General features: G+C 61.0%; 14 protein-coding genes and 1 pseudogene. 11 read left to right on the plus strand and 4 right to left on the minus strand.

Features of this window, described 5'->3' with window-relative positions; all coding sequences use genetic code 11:
• Positions 1 to 54 precede the first annotated feature (54 nt).
• The 3 genes and pseudogenes from argE (at position 55) to PSH78_RS01375 (ending at position 4,397) form a co-directional block, all read left to right on the plus strand.
• Positions 55 to 1,212, plus strand: a complete 1,158-nt coding sequence (gene argE / locus PSH78_RS01365; RefSeq protein ID WP_305498040.1) for an acetylornithine deacetylase — start codon at positions 55 to 57, stop codon at positions 1,210 to 1,212.
• A 132-nt stretch (positions 1,213 to 1,344) separates the two neighbouring features.
• Positions 1,345 to 2,644: pseudogene (argA, locus tag PSH78_RS01370) on the plus strand (amino-acid N-acetyltransferase).
• Between the two features lie 418 nt (positions 2,645 to 3,062).
• Positions 3,063 to 4,397 carry an OprD family outer membrane porin gene (locus PSH78_RS01375; RefSeq protein WP_305498041.1) on the plus strand — a complete coding sequence of 445 codons (1,335 nt, stop codon included), beginning with the start codon at positions 3,063 to 3,065 and terminating at the stop codon, positions 4,395 to 4,397.
• A 96-nt stretch (positions 4,398 to 4,493) separates the two neighbouring features.
• Here the strand turns inward: PSH78_RS01375 and PSH78_RS01380 are convergent, their stop codons facing one another.
• On the minus strand, positions 4,494 to 4,922 hold the full coding sequence (locus tag PSH78_RS01380) for a DUF86 domain-containing protein (RefSeq protein ID WP_305498042.1): 429 nt from the start codon (positions 4,920 to 4,922) through the stop codon (positions 4,494 to 4,496).
• Entirely contained in the window at positions 4,912 to 5,307 is a 396-nt protein-coding gene (locus PSH78_RS01385) for a nucleotidyltransferase domain-containing protein (RefSeq protein WP_305498043.1), read from the minus strand. Before PSH78_RS01385 ends, PSH78_RS01380 begins: the two co-directional genes overlap by 11 nt.
• A gap of 335 nt (positions 5,308 to 5,642) precedes the next feature.
• Between PSH78_RS01385 and PSH78_RS01390 the strand changes: the two genes are divergently transcribed.
• The 7 genes from PSH78_RS01390 to PSH78_RS01420 all read left to right on the plus strand — a co-directional run bounded on the left by PSH78_RS01390 (position 5,643) and on the right by PSH78_RS01420 (position 11,253).
• Positions 5,643 to 6,281 carry a peroxiredoxin gene (locus PSH78_RS01390; protein WP_003206652.1) on the plus strand — a complete coding sequence of 213 codons (639 nt, stop codon included), beginning with the start codon at positions 5,643 to 5,645 and terminating at the stop codon, positions 6,279 to 6,281.
• Between the two features lie 316 nt (positions 6,282 to 6,597).
• Positions 6,598 to 7,191 carry an NADPH-dependent FMN reductase gene (gene ssuE, locus PSH78_RS01395; protein WP_305498044.1) on the plus strand — a complete coding sequence of 198 codons (594 nt, stop codon included), beginning with the start codon at positions 6,598 to 6,600 and terminating at the stop codon, positions 7,189 to 7,191.
• A gap of 90 nt (positions 7,192 to 7,281) precedes the next feature.
• Positions 7,282 to 8,247 (plus strand): sulfonate ABC transporter substrate-binding protein, encoded by a 966-nt coding sequence (locus PSH78_RS01400; protein ID WP_305498045.1) that lies wholly within the window; start codon positions 7,282 to 7,284, stop codon positions 8,245 to 8,247.
• Between the two features lie 24 nt (positions 8,248 to 8,271).
• Complete coding sequence (gene ssuD, locus PSH78_RS01405) at positions 8,272 to 9,420, plus strand: FMNH2-dependent alkanesulfonate monooxygenase (protein WP_305498046.1); 1,149 nt, start codon at positions 8,272 to 8,274, stop codon at positions 9,418 to 9,420.
• A 7-nt stretch (positions 9,421 to 9,427) separates the two neighbouring features.
• Entirely contained in the window at positions 9,428 to 10,210 is a 783-nt protein-coding gene (ssuC, locus tag PSH78_RS01410) for an aliphatic sulfonate ABC transporter permease SsuC (RefSeq protein WP_305498047.1), read from the plus strand.
• The gene (gene ssuB / locus PSH78_RS01415) at positions 10,207 to 11,013 is read left to right on the plus strand and encodes an aliphatic sulfonates ABC transporter ATP-binding protein (RefSeq protein ID WP_305498049.1); all 807 of its coding nucleotides are present in this window, start codon (positions 10,207 to 10,209) and stop codon (positions 11,011 to 11,013) included. The genes ssuC and ssuB overlap by 4 nt, the downstream gene beginning before the upstream one ends.
• Before the next feature lie 24 nt (positions 11,014 to 11,037).
• The gene (locus PSH78_RS01420; protein ID WP_003177394.1) at positions 11,038 to 11,253 is read left to right on the plus strand and encodes a molybdopterin-binding protein; all 216 of its coding nucleotides are present in this window, start codon (positions 11,038 to 11,040) and stop codon (positions 11,251 to 11,253) included.
• A 77-nt stretch (positions 11,254 to 11,330) separates the two neighbouring features.
• Here PSH78_RS01420 and PSH78_RS01425 read toward each other — a convergent pair whose 3' ends face one another.
• Both PSH78_RS01425 and PSH78_RS01430 read right to left on the minus strand, forming a co-directional pair.
• Positions 11,331 to 11,963: a TetR/AcrR family transcriptional regulator gene (locus PSH78_RS01425; protein WP_305498050.1), complete on the minus strand. Its 633-nt coding sequence runs from the start codon at positions 11,961 to 11,963 to the stop codon at positions 11,331 to 11,333.
• A gap of 238 nt (positions 11,964 to 12,201) precedes the next feature.
• Positions 12,202 to 13,578: a glutamine synthetase family protein gene (locus tag PSH78_RS01430; RefSeq protein ID WP_305498052.1), complete on the minus strand. Its 1,377-nt coding sequence runs from the start codon at positions 13,576 to 13,578 to the stop codon at positions 12,202 to 12,204.
• Positions 13,579 to 13,856: 278 nt separating this feature from the next.
• Between PSH78_RS01430 and PSH78_RS01435 the strand changes: the two genes are divergently transcribed.
• Positions 13,857 to 14,633, plus strand: coding sequence for a gamma-glutamyl-gamma-aminobutyrate hydrolase family protein (locus PSH78_RS01435; RefSeq protein ID WP_305498054.1), 777 nt, complete (start codon positions 13,857 to 13,859; stop codon positions 14,631 to 14,633).
• The last annotated feature ends 11 nt before the right edge of the window (positions 14,634 to 14,644 follow it).

Consider the following 14,644-nt stretch of genomic DNA (forward strand, 5'->3'; position numbering starts at 1 on the left):
CTTGCTCTCGATGGTTCTATGATGGACCCCAATTTGTAAGCCCGGGAGCCAGCGATGCCTTTGCCGTCCATGAAAGATCAGTTCGCTGCCCTGATCGCCGCGCCTTCGGTCAGTTGTACCCAGCCCAAGCTGGACCAGTCCAACAGCGCCGTGATCGAGCTGCTGGCAGGCTGGCTGTCGGAACTCGGATTCTCCTGTGATATCCAGCAGGTCAGCCCCGGCAAGTTCAACCTTCTCGCCAGCTTCGGCACGGGGCCCGGCGGGCTGGTGCTGGCCGGGCACAGCGACACGGTGCCGTTCGATGGCGCGTTGTGGCAGACCGACCCGCTCAAGCTCACCGAGGTCGACGGGCGCTGGGTGGGCCTGGGCAGTTGTGACATGAAAGGTTTTTTCGCCCTGGCCATCGAAGCGGTGCGGCCGTTGCTGGACCAGCCGTTCAAGCAGCCGTTGCTGATCCTCGCCACCTGCGATGAAGAAAGCTCCATGGCGGGCGCCCGTGCCCTGGCCGAGGCCGGCCGGCCGCTCGGACGCGCGGTGGTGATAGGCGAACCGACGGGGCTGAAGCCGATCCGCATGCACAAGGGCGTGATGATGGAGCGTATCGACATCCTCGGGCGCAGCGGCCATTCCTCCGACCCGAGCCTGGGCCGCAGCGCGCTCGAAGCGATGCACGACGCCATGGGCGAGCTGCGTGGCCTGCGCCTGCAATGGCAGCGTGAGTTCCGCAATCCACAGTTCACCGTGCCGCAGCCGACCCTCAATTTCGGCTGCATTCATGGCGGCGACAATCCCAACCGGATCTGCGGCCAATGCTCCATGGAGTTCGACCTGCGCCCCCTGCCGGGCATGGATCCAGAGGTGCTGCGGGCGGCGATCCGGCAGAAGCTCGACCCCATCGCCGAACGCCACCAGGTGAAGATCGACTACGCACCGCTATTCCCCGAAGCGCCCCCGTTCGAGCAGGCCGAGGACGCCGAGCTGGTGCGGGTGGCCGAACGGCTCACCGGGCATCGTGCCGAAGCAGTGGCGTTCGGCACCGAAGCGCCTTATCTTCAGCGCCTCGGTTGCGAAACCCTGGTATTGGGGCCTGGCGATATCGCCTGCGCCCACCAGCCTGGCGAGTACCTTGAAATGTCACGTTTGCAGCCTACCGTGCAGCTGTTGCGACAGTTGATCGGTCATTACTGCCTGACACCGGCCAGCGCCGGTTAAATTGTCCGCTTGCGGACCCGTATTCATGAGGAGAGCGCGCGTGTCGCCAAGCCTGTTCCGACGATAACCACCAGCCCGCTGTGCGTTCCGCTTCGTCTTTTTTAGGCTGTTATTTATTACAGGCCCAGGTTCATGCCCGAATACGTCAATTGGCTTCGTCACGCTTCGCCCTATATCAACGCCCACCGCGATTGCACCTTCATCGTCATGCTGCCTGGCGACGGGGTGGAGCACCCCAACTTCGGCAACATCGTCCATGACCTGGTATTGCTGCACAGCCTCGGCGTGCGGCTGGTGCTGGTGCACGGTTCGCGTCCGCAAATCGAGACCCGCCTCGCTGCCCGCGGCCTGACGCCGCACTACCACCATGGCATGCGTATCACCGATGCCGCGACGCTGGAGTGCGTGATCGACGCGGTCGGCCAGTTGCGCATTGCCATCGAGGCGCGCCTGTCGATGGACATGGCTTCTTCGCCGATGCAAGGCTCGCGGTTGCGCGTGGCCAGCGGCAACCTGGTTACCGCGCGGCCGATCGGCGTGCTCGAAGGCGTGGATTATCACCACACCGGGGAAGTGCGTCGGGTCGACCGCAAGGGCATCAACCGGCTGTTGGATGAGCGCTCGATCGTTCTGCTGTCGCCGTTGGGCTATTCACCGACCGGGGAGATCTTCAACCTGGCGTGTGAAGACGTCGCGACCCGGGCGGCCATCGATCTGGCCGCCGACAAACTCCTGTTGTTCGGCGCCGAGCAGGGCCTGATCGGCGAGGATGGGCGGCTGGTTCGCGAGCTGCGTCCGCAACAGGTCCCGGCTCATATGCAACGCCTGGGCAGCGATTACCAGGCCGAGCTGCTGGATGCGGCGGCGCAGGCCTGCCGGGGCGGCGTGGCGCGCAGCCACATCGTCAGCTATGCCGAGGACGGTGCGCTGCTGGCCGAACTGTTCACCCGCGATGGCAGCGGCACGCTCGTGGCCCAGGAGCAATTCGAGGTGGTGCGCGAAGCCGCCATCGAGGATGTCGGCGGCTTGCTGGACCTGATCAGCCCCTTGGAGGAGCAGGGCATCCTGGTACGGCGTTCCCGCGAGGTGCTGGAGCGCGAGATCGAGCAGTTCAGCGTAGTCGAGCGCGAAGGCATGATCATCGCCTGCGCGGCGCTGTACCAGATCGCCGATTCGGATGCCGGGGAACTCGCCTGCCTGGCCGTGAATCCGGAATACCGCCACGGTGGCCGGGGCGATGAGCTGCTGGAACGGATCGAAACCCGGGCCCGCGCCCAGGGACTCAAGACCCTGTTCGTGCTGACGACCCGGACCCGCCCACTGGTTCCGCGAGCGCGGCTTCGAGCCCAGCAGTGTCGACCGCCTGCCGGCGGCGCGGGCTTCGTTATACAACTATCAGCGCAATTCGAAGATCTTCGAAAAAACGCTGTAAACAACCCGCCTAGCCAATCACGCTGCCGCGACTTTCTTGATTTCAGACAATGAGCGACTAGTCTGGAAAGCCTCAAGATCGCGGCATGCGCACGCATTGGCATGTCGCGCGCTAGCCCCGACGAAACACCATTCAGGAATCCTTGGCGGCGCCGATAAGCCGATTCCGGGCTTGATGACGCTTTGATGGCAAGCATATGTCGAAACGAGCTGAAAACTGATGAAACAATTCTTTTTGGATTTATAAAGAATCCATTATTCTTCCGGCCGGTGTCGCGGGGTTAGACCATGGTCGTAGTCCGAAAGGGTTACGGTTGACTTGCCAGTCACGGTCTGGCGCTAATCGCGCATCCGCGGATTCCGGGCGTTCGAACCGGAACCAAAGACACACAAGAATTAGAAAACGAGAGGAGCGATACATGAAGAAGTCCACCTTGGCCCTGGCTGTGGCCGTTGGGGTAATGGCGCAGCAGGCAGGCGCCGCCGGTTTCATCGAGGACAGCAAGGCGTCGGTCAGTTCTCGCACCATGTACTTTGACAACGACAACCGTGAAGGCGATGAAGATCAGCGCGAGGCGGCGACGGGCCTGAAGTTCGACTACAAGTCCGGCTTCACTCAAGGTGTCGTTGGTTTTGGTATCGACGCCCAGGCGATGGTTGGTCTTCACCTTGATGGTGGTAAAGGTCAGCGTCCAGACGCCAATAACTCCTTCTCGCCAAGTGACTCCGACGGGTCCGCGGAGCACAGCTGGAGCCGTGGGTCGGCCAACGTGAAGGCGCTTTTCTCCAAAACCGAGGCCCACCTGGGTGGTGCTCTGCAGCCTAACCTGCCGATCCTGGTCGCCAACGATGGCCGTCTGCTGCCGCAAACCTTCGAAGGTGGCACTATCACCTCCAAGGACCTGGACAACGTGACGTTCAACGCCGGCCAACTGGAGCGCGCCGTAGGCCGTGCCGGTACCAACAGCACCGGCCTGGCCGTGAGCGGCGGTACCGAGGACAGCAACCAATTCCGTTATGCCGGTGCTGATTGGAAGGTCACCAAGGACCTGACCCTGCAGTACTACTACGCCAACCTGCAGGATTACTACAAGCAGCACTTCCTGGGCGCGGTACATGTGTTCCCGATCACCGAAGGCCAGTCGTTCAAGACTGACCTGCGTTACTTCGACAGCAGCTCGGATGGCCGCAACGGCGACGCAGGCTATCAGTTCGATAACAACGGTGGTTACGCCAAGAATCCGGGCGAGGTCGACAACAAGACCTGGAGCGCCATGTTCACCTATACCCTGGGTGGCAGTGCCTTCATGTTGGGTCACCAGCAAGTCGGTGATGACGGCGGTTTCGTCTACATGGGGCAGGGCAGCCTGCTCAATGACAGCGGTCGCAACGAAGGCGCCGGCGGTTCAAGCTTCTACCTGTTCACCGATAGCATGATCCATCAGTTCGTCCGTGCAGGTGAGAACACCACGTTTGGTCAATACTCCTACGACTTCACTGGTCTCGGCGTTCCGGGCCTTAAGGCTGCAGTTGCTTACTTGCGTGGCGATGACATCAAGTCCCGTACCGCAGGTGGCAGCGATTCGTCCGAGTGGGAGCGTGACATGCGCTTGGATTACGTCGTCCAGCAAGGTGCTCTGAAAGGTTTCGGCACCACTCTGCGTCACGGCTCTTATCGTGGTACCGGTAGCGGTTCCGGCGCGGACCGGGATCAGACCCGCCTGATCTTCAACTACACTTACAACTTCCTGTAAGGCCTTCTTGTAAGACGTAGTTGTGTAAAAAAGCCCCGCCCGGCAGCACGCCGAGCGGGGCTTTGCGTTTTTGGCTCAGCGAGCCGGATAGAGCCTTTATCCCTTGGACTGCGTCGCGTCCTTGCGCAAGATGTACGCGCTGAACCCGAGGAAATCATCCAGATGCCCGGTAATGATTGCGATCATGATCGGCAGTTGCAGGGCTTGATAGTCATGCACGGCGATGTTCCTGAAGCCCACCATGTTCTTCAGATTTTTCACCAGGCCTTCCTCCAGCCAGCCACCTTGCAAAAGCAGCTCGAATGTATCGCGAGCACTTTGCGGAACACCCAGCCGCTCGCGTCGAATCAAGTGCTGTCCCATGTCCAGTGCCGCTTCACACGCCCGCTGGATGTTCAGGACTGCCGAATCCTGGCGAGTGAAATCGGTGGCAAACGTAGCGGGATCTTTCTCGTATTCTTCCCGCACCCTGGCGACGCAACGCTCGATACTTGCTGCCTTGTTGATCAAAACATCATCGGCCATACACGCTGCCTTCTTCCTGAATATCCTTGAGCAAGCCTGCCCGAGCCTCATCCAGAGCGGTTTTTTCGCTGAGAATGAAACATTCGTACAAACCCGCCTGTACGTCCCTGGCCCAGAGCCGCTGACCTCGAGTCACGATCTGGTATTGCATGACGGTCGTTGCCGCGCGTAGATCGATCAGGTCCACGGGACTGCCAGCGATATCCGCCAACTCTCCTGAGAGCTGCCACAGCGAAACAGGATCGACCTCGCCGGACAAGAGCACCGCCAGATCGACGTCGCTATCAGGTCCCGCGGTGCCCTGTGCATGACTGCCGAACAGGTAAACCGCCAGCAGCCCAGGGAGGTGGTGATGCAGATAAGACAACAAGGCTTGAGTGTTCATGCTGCCTATCCTAGCCGCTCATTCTGAAATCGCCTCAATAATTTGCGGAGTGCAAATGCAGAACAAAAAAAGCCCCGCCCGGCAGCACGCCGGGCGGGGCTTTTGCGTTCCGGGTCCGGCCCACCCCTGTAGCCTTCCCCGAACCTTCTCCTCTTTTCAGCAACTCGAGGCCTTCTCGAAACCTCGACAATGATCTTGGTCCGCTATACGCCAAGGCGCCAGTGAACAGTTTTTTATATTCACTCAAGATCTAAACAAATGGGTATTCATTCTTTTTCAAGCAATGAAAAGCGGTGCACAGTTGGGCCCACAACTACTCAACCAGGAGCTGCACCATGAGCCTCAGACTCGGCGACATCGCCCCCGATTTCGAACAGGACTCCAGCGCCGGCAAGATTCGCTTCCATGAATGGCTCGGCGATAGCTGGGGCGTGTTGTTCTCCCATCCAGCGGATTTCACCCCGGTGTGCACCACCGAGCTGGGCCTTACCGCCAAGCTCAAAGACGAATTCGCCAAGCGCGGCGTCAAGGCCATTGCCCTTTCGGTAGACCCGGTGGACTCGCATCACAAGTGGATCGAGGACATCAACGAAACGCAGAATGCCGTGGTCAATTTTCCGATCCTGGCCGACGCCGACCGCAAGGTGTCCGACCTCTACGACTTGATCCACCCCAACGCCAGCGACACATTGACCGTGCGTTCCTTGTTCGTGATCGACCCGAACAAGAAGATCCGCCTGACCATCACCTACCCGGCGAGCACAGGGCGCAACTTCAATGAAATCCTGCGGGTAATCGACTCCTTGCAGCTGACCGACAACTACAAGGTCGCCACGCCGGCTAACTGGCAGGATGGCGATGAAGTGGTGATCGTGCCGTCGCTCAAGGATGAGGAAGAACTCAAGCAGCGCTTTCCCAAAGGCTATCGCGCCGTCAAACCATACCTGCGCCTGACGCCGCAGCCCAATCGCTGAGGCAAAAACAGAACCAGAACCTGAACCTGTGGGAGCGAGCCTGCTCGCGAAGGCGGCGGACCAGCCAATATTGAGTTGACTGACACACCGCTATCGCGAGCAAGCTCGCTCCCACAGCTGATCTTCTGTGCACCAAGGGTTTGGCCGTTTCGACGGCCTTTTTTATTGCCTCAAAGGAAAGCCAGCCATATATCTCTTAAATGCATAACCAAATGAATAAATATGATTTAAAGATATATCAATGCCCTGTTATGGTTTGCTCCATACAGCGAGATCGCCCACCGCGAATCGCACGTGAATTCAAGGAATGGTTGGCATGTTGGTTGTCTCGCTCGGCGGCAGTCCCAGCCAGCGCTCCCGATCAGGAGTGCTGCTGGAGCGCTCGCAACGTTGGTTGCAGCAGCAAGGTGTGGAAGTGGTGAGCTATCAGGTGCGTGATTTTCCCGCCGAGGATCTGCTCCATGCCCGCTTCGATAGCCCCAAGGTCTTGGACCTGCTGGCCCAGATCGAAAACGCCGACGGCCTGGTGATCGCTACGCCTGTCTACAAGGCGTCTTTCTCCGGCGCGTTGAAAACGGTACTGGACCTACTGCCCGAACGCGCGCTGGCCCATAAGGTGGTGTTGCCCATGGCGACAGGCGGCAGCATCGCCCACATGCTGGCGGTGGACTACGCCCTGAAGCCGGTGTTGTCGGCGCTCAAGGCCCAGGAAATGCTGCATGGGATTTTCGCCGAGGATAACCAGATCGCTTACGGCGAAGGCAGCGCCCAGGCGCAATTGGCGCCGGCCCTGCAGCAGCGTCTGGATGAGGCGCTTGAACAGTTCTACAGCGCCATGGCCCGGCGGCCCAAGCCGCTGGATCCCAGCGTATTGAACGAACGTCTGTTGAGTGCTCGCTGGAGCATCTGACTCGCTACATCCCTGATTCAACTCCACCTTACTCAGCCGTCAACGGCCAAGCAGGTGCAGCCAAAACCCCACAGCGAAAGGAGAGGCGCCATGCGCACTGTCATTTTGCGTCGCGGGCTGGTCGCTCTGTTTGCTGCGGCTGTGTCCTTCGGCGCCATCACCCAGGCTCAGGCCGAAACCTTGCGGATCGGCTATCAGAAGTACGGCACGCTGGTGCTGCTCAAGGCCAAGGGCACCTTGGAAAAACGCCTCGCCGCCCAAGGCGTCGACGTGCAATGGACCGAGTTCCCCGGCGGCCCGCAGCTGCTGGAAGGCCTGAACGTCGGCTCGATCGATTTTGGCGTGACTGGCGAAACCCCGCCGGTGTTTGCCCAGGCGGCAGGCGCGGATTTGCTTTATGTCGCCTACGAGCCACCGGCGCCGAACAGCGAGGCGATCCTGGTGCCCAAGGGCTCGCCGATCCAGACGGTGCAGGAGCTCAAAGGCAAGAAAGTCGCGCTGAACAAAGGCTCTAACGTCCACTACCTGCTGGTACGCGCGCTGGAAGATGCCGGCCTCGAATATTCCGACATCCAGACGGTTTTCCTGCCGCCGGCGGATGCCCGTGCCGCGTTCGAGCGCGGCAGCGTGGATGCCTGGGTAATCTGGGACCCGTACCAGGCAGCCGCCGAACAACAGTTGCAGGCACGCACCCTGCGTGACGGCAAAGGCATCGTCGATAACCACCAGTTCTACCTCGCCACCAAACCTTACGCGCAAAAAAATCCGCAAGTGATCACGACGCTGGTGGAAGAGGTGCGTGCGGTAGGGGAGTGGTCCAAGGCCAACCCTGAAGACGTGACCCGGCAGGTCTCGCCGCTGCTCGGCCTGCCGGCGGACATCACCCTGACGTCGGTGAAACGCCAAGGCTACGGGGCACTGTTCCTGACGCCGGAGGTGGTCGCGGCGCAGCAGAAGATCGCCGACAGCTTCTATCAGCTCAAATTGATTCCCAAGCCCTTGAGCATCAAGGACGTGATCTGGACGCCGCCGGCGGCCGTTGCGAACGCGCAGTAATTCGATCCCTTAGGAGACCACTCCATGAGCCTCAATATTTTCTGGTTCCTGCCCACCCACGGCGACGGCCATTACCTTGGCACCGCTGAAGGCGCCCGCGCCGTCGATCATGGTTACCTGCAACAGATTGCCCAGGCTGCCGATCGGCTGGGTTTCGGCGGGGTGTTGATTCCTACCGGGCGTTCCTGCGAAGACTCCTGGCTGGTAGCCGCTTCGTTGATTCCGGTGACCCAGCGCCTGAAGTTCCTGGTTGCCCTGCGCCCCGGGATCATTTCCCCGACGGTGGCGGCGCGTCAGGCCGCGACGCTGGATCGGCTGTCCGGCGGGCGGGCCCTGTTCAACCTGGTGACGGGTGGCGATCCGGACGAGCTGGCCGGTGACGGGCTGTTTCTGGACCACGAGCAACGCTACCAGGCCTCGGTGGAATTCACCCGGATCTGGCGTCGGGTGCTGGAAGGCGAGACGGTCGATTACGACGGTGAACACATCAGCGTAAAGGGCGCCAAGCTGCTCTATCCGCCGATCCAGCAACCGCGTCCGCCGCTGTATTTCGGCGGCTCGTCGGAAGCCGCCCAGGATCTCGCCGCCGAGCAGGTGGAAATGGTCCTGACCTGGGGCGAACCGCCCGCCGCCGTCGCGGAAAAAATCGCCCAGGTACGGGCCAAGGCCGAGAAGCTTGGGCGCACCGTGCGTTTCGGCATTCGCCTGCATGTAATCGTGCGGGAAACCAACGCCGAAGCCTGGCAAGCGGCCGACCGCTTGATCTCCCACCTGGACGACGAAACCATCGCCCGCGCCCAGGCGTCCCTGGCGCGTTTCGACTCGGTGGGCCAGCAACGCATGGCCGCATTGCACGGCGGTCGGCGCGACAAGCTGGAAGTCAGCCCCAACCTCTGGGCCGGTGTCGGCCTGGTACGCGGCGGTGCCGGAACGGCGCTGGTGGGCGATGGCCCGACCGTGGCTGAGCGGGTCAAGGAATACGCCGACCTGGGTATCGATACGTTCATTTTCTCGGGTTATCCACACCTGGAAGAATCCTATCGGGTGGCGGAGCTATTGTTCCCGCACCTCGATGTAGAGCGCCCGGAGCTGCCGAAAAGCCAGGGTTATGTGAGCCCGTTCGGTGAAATGGTCGCCAACGATATCCTGCCCAAAGCCGCTTCGCAGAGTTGAGGCGGCCATGAAAAAACTTATCCACAACCTCGCGCCGTGGGCGGTGCCGCTGCTGTTGCTGGCGGTGTGGCAATTGTCGGTATCGGCCGGCTGGTTATCGACGCGGATCCTGCCAGCGCCGGTGGCGGTGGTCGAGGCCGGAGTAAACCTGGTGCGCAGCGGTGAAATCTGGACGCACCTGGCTATCAGCGGTTGGCGCGCGGCGGTCGGCTTCCTGATTGGCGGCGGCATCGGCCTGGCGCTGGGCTTTATCACCGGCCTGTCGAAGTGGGGCGAACGGCTGTTGGACAGCTCCGTGCAGATGGTGCGTAACGTGCCTCACCTGGCGCTGATTCCACTGGTGATCCTCTGGTTCGGTATCGACGAGTCGGCGAAGATTTTCCTGGTGGCGCTGGGCACGCTGTTTCCGATTTACCTCAACACCTACCACGGGATTCGCAATGTCGACCCGGCGCTGGTGGAGATGTCCCGCAGCTACGGTTTATCCGGCTTCAGCCTGTTTCGCCAGGTGATCCTGCCGGGTGCCTTGCCTTCGATCCTGGTGGGCGTGCGTTTTGCCCTGGGTTTCATGTGGTTGACGCTGATCGTCGCGGAAACCATCTCGGCCAGTTCCGGTATCGGTTATCTGGCGATGAATGCCCGGGAATTCCTGCAGACCGACGTGGTGGTGCTGGCGATTCTGCTGTACGCGGTGCTCGGCAAACTGGCCGACCTTGCTGCTCGCGGGCTTGAACGCGTCTGGCTGCGCTGGCATCCGGCCTATCAGGCGAACAAGGGAGGTGTCGCATGACCGCCCAACAACCGCCGCGCCTGCTGCGAGGTATCCCCCTGGCGGTGCGCAATCTGCAAAAGACCTTTGGTTCGCGCCAGGTGTTGCGTGACATCGACTTGCATATCCCGGCCGGGCAGTTCGTCGCCGTGGTCGGCCGCAGCGGCTGCGGCAAAAGTACCTTGCTGCGCTTGTTGGCCGGCCTCGATCAGCCTTCGGGCGGTGAGTTGCTGGCCGGTTCGGCATCGCTGAGCGCTGCACGGGAAGACACGCGCCTGATGTTTCAGGAGGCACGTTTGCTGCCCTGGAAAAAAGTCATCGACAACGTCGGCCTCGGACTCAAGGGCGACTGGCGACCACAAGCGTTGCAGGCGCTGGATGCCGTGGGCCTGGCTGATCGTGCACACGAGTGGCCGGCGGCGTTGTCCGGCGGACAGAAACAGCGGGTGGCCCTGGCCCGGGCGCTGATTCATCAACCGCGCCTGCTGTTGCTGGACGAACCTTTGGGTGCGCTCGATGCGCTGACCCGGATCGAAATGCAGCAACTGATCGAGCGCCTGTGGCAGCAACACGGCTTCACCGTGCTGTTGGTGACCCACGACGTCAGCGAAGCGGTGGCGATCGCCGACCGGGTGATCCTGATCGAAGACGGCCAGATCGGCCTCGACCTGGCCATCGACTTGCCGCGCCCGCGTGCTCGCGGCTCGCATCGCCTGGCGAGCCTGGAAACCGAAGTCCTCAACCGCGTGCTGTCCTTGCCCGGCCAACCGCCGGAACCCGAACCCGTTTCACCCTTGCCCACGCAACTGCGTTGGGCGCAATAACTTCATCCAGACAGGAACGACATCATGACTATCAAAGCCATCAACGTACGCAACCAGTTCAAAGGCACCATCAAGGAAATCGTCGAAGGCGACGTGCTGTCGGAAATCGACGTGCAGACCGCCTCGGGCATCGTCACCTCGGTCATCACCACCCGCTCGGTCAAAGAGCTGGAACTGGCGATTGGCAGCGAAGTGATTGCCTTCGTCAAATCCACCGAGGTGTCTATCGCCAAGTTGTGAACGATGCTTGACCTGCAGCCCCGGATGGCTTGAGCCCTTCGGGGCTTTTTCGTTCCCACGCTAAGCGTGGGAACGATTCAATCAGAGCGCTTGGGCAGAAACGGAGGGAGATAGAGCCCCAGATACGCATCGAACACGCGCATGCCTTCCTCGGCCATGCGCGGGGTGATCTGGCCGTGCTGGTGTACCGAGCGGGCGTAGACGCGGTCGCCCAGTTCCATGGCCAGGGCGAACACGTCGACATCGGCAGGCAAGGGCGGCAGTTGGAAATGCCGGGCGAAGACGGTGTGCATCAGCTCGCTCAGTTCCAGGTCATGCTGGCGGTCGGCCTGGGTGACTTCAGTCAGGCCATGCTGGGCCAGGATCAGTTGGCGAGCGGCGGCGTCCTCGCTGTAGATCAACAGCATCCGTTGCTCCACCAGCCGCGACAGATCGTGCCACTGGTTCAGCGCTGCATGATCGATCGGTGTTTGAAGGCAGGCACGAAAGGCTGCATGGACGTCGGCGGTCAAGGCTTCGAGCAGGGCCGGGACGCTGGCGAAGAAGTGATAGACGGAGGAGGGCGGGATCCCGGCGCGCTCGGCGACACTGTAGATCGACAGGCTGGCCACGCCTTCGGCGGCGAGCAGCGTGCGGGCGGCATCGAGGATCGAGTCGATCCGGGCCTGGCTGCGGGCGCGGGGTTTGCGAGGGGTGGCGGTGCGTGTCATGAAGCTCTCCTGCGGGGCTGCCGGGCATTGTACGAGTCGGGTCTTGTGTTGTCTGCCAAGCCGTCATCGCGAGCAAGCTCGCTCCCACATTGAGTGTGCGGTGCCCCTTGAATCATGTGCGCTGAAAATCCCTGTGGGAGCGAGCTTGCTCGCGATCCGCCGAAGGCGGCCACCCGCCCAGACATAAAAAAACGCCGCAGCCCTGAAGGCCTGCGGCGTTCCTTTCTACCGCAGCCGCTTAAACGGTATGCAGGTACCAGTTGTACTCAAGGTCGGAGATGGAGTGTTCAAACTCTTCCAGCTCGCTTTCCTTGCAGGCCACGAAGATATCGATGTACTTGGGATCGATGTACTTGGCCATGACTTCGCTGTCGTCCAGTTCGCGCAGGGCATCGCGCAAGTTGTTCGGCAGGCTTTGCTCGTTCTGCTCGTAGCTGTTGCCTTCGACCGGCGCGCCGGGCTCGATCTTGTTGGTCAGGCCATGGTGCACACCCGCCAGGACCGCCGCCATCAACAGGTACGGGTTGGCGTCGGCGCCGGCGACACGGTGTTCCAGGCGTACGGCATCGGCGGAGCCGGTCGGTACGCGCAAGGCTACGGTGCGGTTGTCCAGGCCCCAGGTCGGCGAGTTCGGCACGTAGAACTGTGCGCCAAAACGACGGTAGGAGTTGACGTTCGGGCAGAGGAACGCCATCTGCGCGGGCAGGGTCTCGAGCACACCGCCGATCGCGTGACGCAGCGCGGCGTTCTGCTCGGGATCCTCGCTGGCAAAGATATTCTTGCCTTCTTTGTCCAGGATCGAGATATGGACGTGCAGACCGTTGCCCGCCTGGCCTGGATACGGCTTGGCCATGAAGGTGGTGTCCATTTCATGGTCGTAGGCGATGTTCTTGATCAGCCGCTTGAGCAGTACCGCGTAGTCGCAAGCCTTGATCGGGTCGGCCACGTGGTGCAGGTTCACTTCGAACTGCGCCGGGGCACTTTCCTTGACGATGGCGTCGGCGGGAATGCCTTGCTCCTTGGCCCCTTCCAGGATGTCCTGGAGGCAGTCGACGTATTCGTCGAGGTCATCGATCAGGTAGACCTGTGTCGAGTGCGGGCGTTTGCCGGAGATTGGCGAGCGGGGCGGTTGTGGACGGCCATTCACGTTCTCCTGGTCGATCAGGTAGAACTCCAGCTCGAATGCCGCGCAGATGGTCAGGCCCAGTTCATCGAACTTGGTCACGACCTGGCGCAGGACTTCGCGAGGGTCGGCGAAGAACGGATCGCCTTCAAGCTCGTGCATGGTCATCAGCAGTTGCGCGGTGGGGCGCTTCTGCCAGGGTTCGTTGCTCAGAGTGCCGGGGATTGGATAGCAGATGCGGTCGGCATCGCCGATGTCCAGGCCCAGTCCGGTGCTTTCCACCGTCGAGCCATTGATATCCAGGGCAAATAGAGAGGCCGGCAGGTTGATGCCTTTCTCGTAAACCTTGTGGAGGCTGGTGCGTTCGATGCGCTTGCCGCGCACCACACCATTCATATCCGCAATCAGAAGGTCAACGTACAGAACCTCAGGATGTTCCTTAAGGAACGCGTTCGCTTCGTTAAGCTGAACGGCACGCGGGGGTACCGACATGATGCAACACCTTTGTTGTTAAAAATATCAATCATTGATCTCTTCGAAAGCCAGTCAACCCGAACGGCATGCCGAAGTCAAGCAGGGCCTTTTTTGCCCTAAAAAAGCACCTGTAGGGCTTTTTTGAGGCAATTTGGGGCGTTTTTTTCCCTTTGAGGGGCTTGTCCCCCGCAGGCTTGAGCGGGCCGTGTTGTATTTTTTACGGGGGTGTTGTGTAAAAAAATGAACAAGGCTAAGCTCGATTCAAACCCATAACAGCAATAATACCGGGGTGCTTCATGTCTCGCCTGCCGTTAATCGGCATCACCACCTGCTCCAGGCAGATCGGTCTGCATGCGTATCACACCACTGGCGACAAATATGCGCGGGCTGTCGCAACGGCCGCCAAGGGCTTGCCAGTGCTGATCCCGTCCCTGGCGGATCTGTTCTCCCCGTCCGATATTCTGGACGCCCTGGACGGTATTCTTTTTACCGGCTCCCCTTCCAATGTAGAACCTTTTCACTACCAGGGCCCGGCCAGTGCGCCAGGCACCGCTCATGATCCTGCACGGGACGCCATTACCCTGCCGCTGATCTGCGCGGCGGTCGACGCGGGCGTTCCGGTGCTGGGCATCTGTCGCGGTTTCCAGGAAATGAACGTTGCCTTTGGCGGCAGCCTGCATCAGAAAGTTCATGAAGTCGGAACCTTCATCGATCATCGTGAAGACGACACCCAGCCGGTAGAGGTCCAATATGGTCCTGCCCATGCCGTGCATGTCCAGCCTGGCGGTATCCTCGCGGCTTTGGGGCTGCCGTCGCAGATCGAGGTCAACTCGATCCACAGCCAAGGCATCGAGCGCCTGGCCTCGGGGCTGCGGGCCGAAGCGCTGGCGCCGGATGGCTTGATCGAAGCCGTCTCGGCGGTACAAGGCAAGGCTTTTGCTTTAGGAGTGCAATGGCACCCTGAATGGGCAGTAGGCTCCAACCTGCACTACCTTGCGATTTTCCAGGCATTTGGCGATGCCTGCCGAGCAAGGGCAACACAACGCGACGCCGATGCGTCAAACAACGCCTGACGACTAATAGC

This window comes from Pseudomonas sp. FP198, assembly GCF_030687895.1.
Classification (GTDB): Bacteria; Pseudomonadota; Gammaproteobacteria; order Pseudomonadales; family Pseudomonadaceae; genus Aquipseudomonas.

What these genes read in the sequence shown, in the direction of transcription:
- argE (WP_305498040.1), top strand. Translation starts at nt 55, where the DNA reads ATGCCTTTGCCGTCCATGAAAGATCAGTTCGCTGCCCTGATCGCCGCG.
- PSH78_RS01375 (WP_305498041.1), top strand. Translation starts at nt 3,063, where the DNA reads ATGAAGAAGTCCACCTTGGCCCTGGCTGTGGCCGTTGGGGTAATGGCG.
- PSH78_RS01380 (WP_305498042.1), bottom strand. Translation starts at nt 4,922, where the DNA reads ATGGCCGATGATGTTTTGATCAACAAGGCAGCAAGTATCGAGCGTTGC.
- PSH78_RS01385 (WP_305498043.1), bottom strand. Translation starts at nt 5,307, where the DNA reads ATGAACACTCAAGCCTTGTTGTCTTATCTGCATCACCACCTCCCTGGG.
- PSH78_RS01390 (WP_003206652.1), top strand. Translation starts at nt 5,643, where the DNA reads ATGAGCCTCAGACTCGGCGACATCGCCCCCGATTTCGAACAGGACTCC.
- ssuE (WP_305498044.1), top strand. Translation starts at nt 6,598, where the DNA reads ATGTTGGTTGTCTCGCTCGGCGGCAGTCCCAGCCAGCGCTCCCGATCA.
- PSH78_RS01400 (WP_305498045.1), top strand. Translation starts at nt 7,282, where the DNA reads ATGCGCACTGTCATTTTGCGTCGCGGGCTGGTCGCTCTGTTTGCTGCG.
- ssuD (WP_305498046.1), top strand. Translation starts at nt 8,272, where the DNA reads ATGAGCCTCAATATTTTCTGGTTCCTGCCCACCCACGGCGACGGCCAT.
- ssuC (WP_305498047.1), top strand. Translation starts at nt 9,428, where the DNA reads ATGAAAAAACTTATCCACAACCTCGCGCCGTGGGCGGTGCCGCTGCTG.
- ssuB (WP_305498049.1), top strand. Translation starts at nt 10,207, where the DNA reads ATGACCGCCCAACAACCGCCGCGCCTGCTGCGAGGTATCCCCCTGGCG.
- PSH78_RS01420 (WP_003177394.1), top strand. Translation starts at nt 11,038, where the DNA reads ATGACTATCAAAGCCATCAACGTACGCAACCAGTTCAAAGGCACCATC.
- PSH78_RS01425 (WP_305498050.1), bottom strand. Translation starts at nt 11,963, where the DNA reads ATGACACGCACCGCCACCCCTCGCAAACCCCGCGCCCGCAGCCAGGCC.
- PSH78_RS01430 (WP_305498052.1), bottom strand. Translation starts at nt 13,578, where the DNA reads ATGTCGGTACCCCCGCGTGCCGTTCAGCTTAACGAAGCGAACGCGTTC.
- PSH78_RS01435 (WP_305498054.1), top strand. Translation starts at nt 13,857, where the DNA reads ATGTCTCGCCTGCCGTTAATCGGCATCACCACCTGCTCCAGGCAGATC.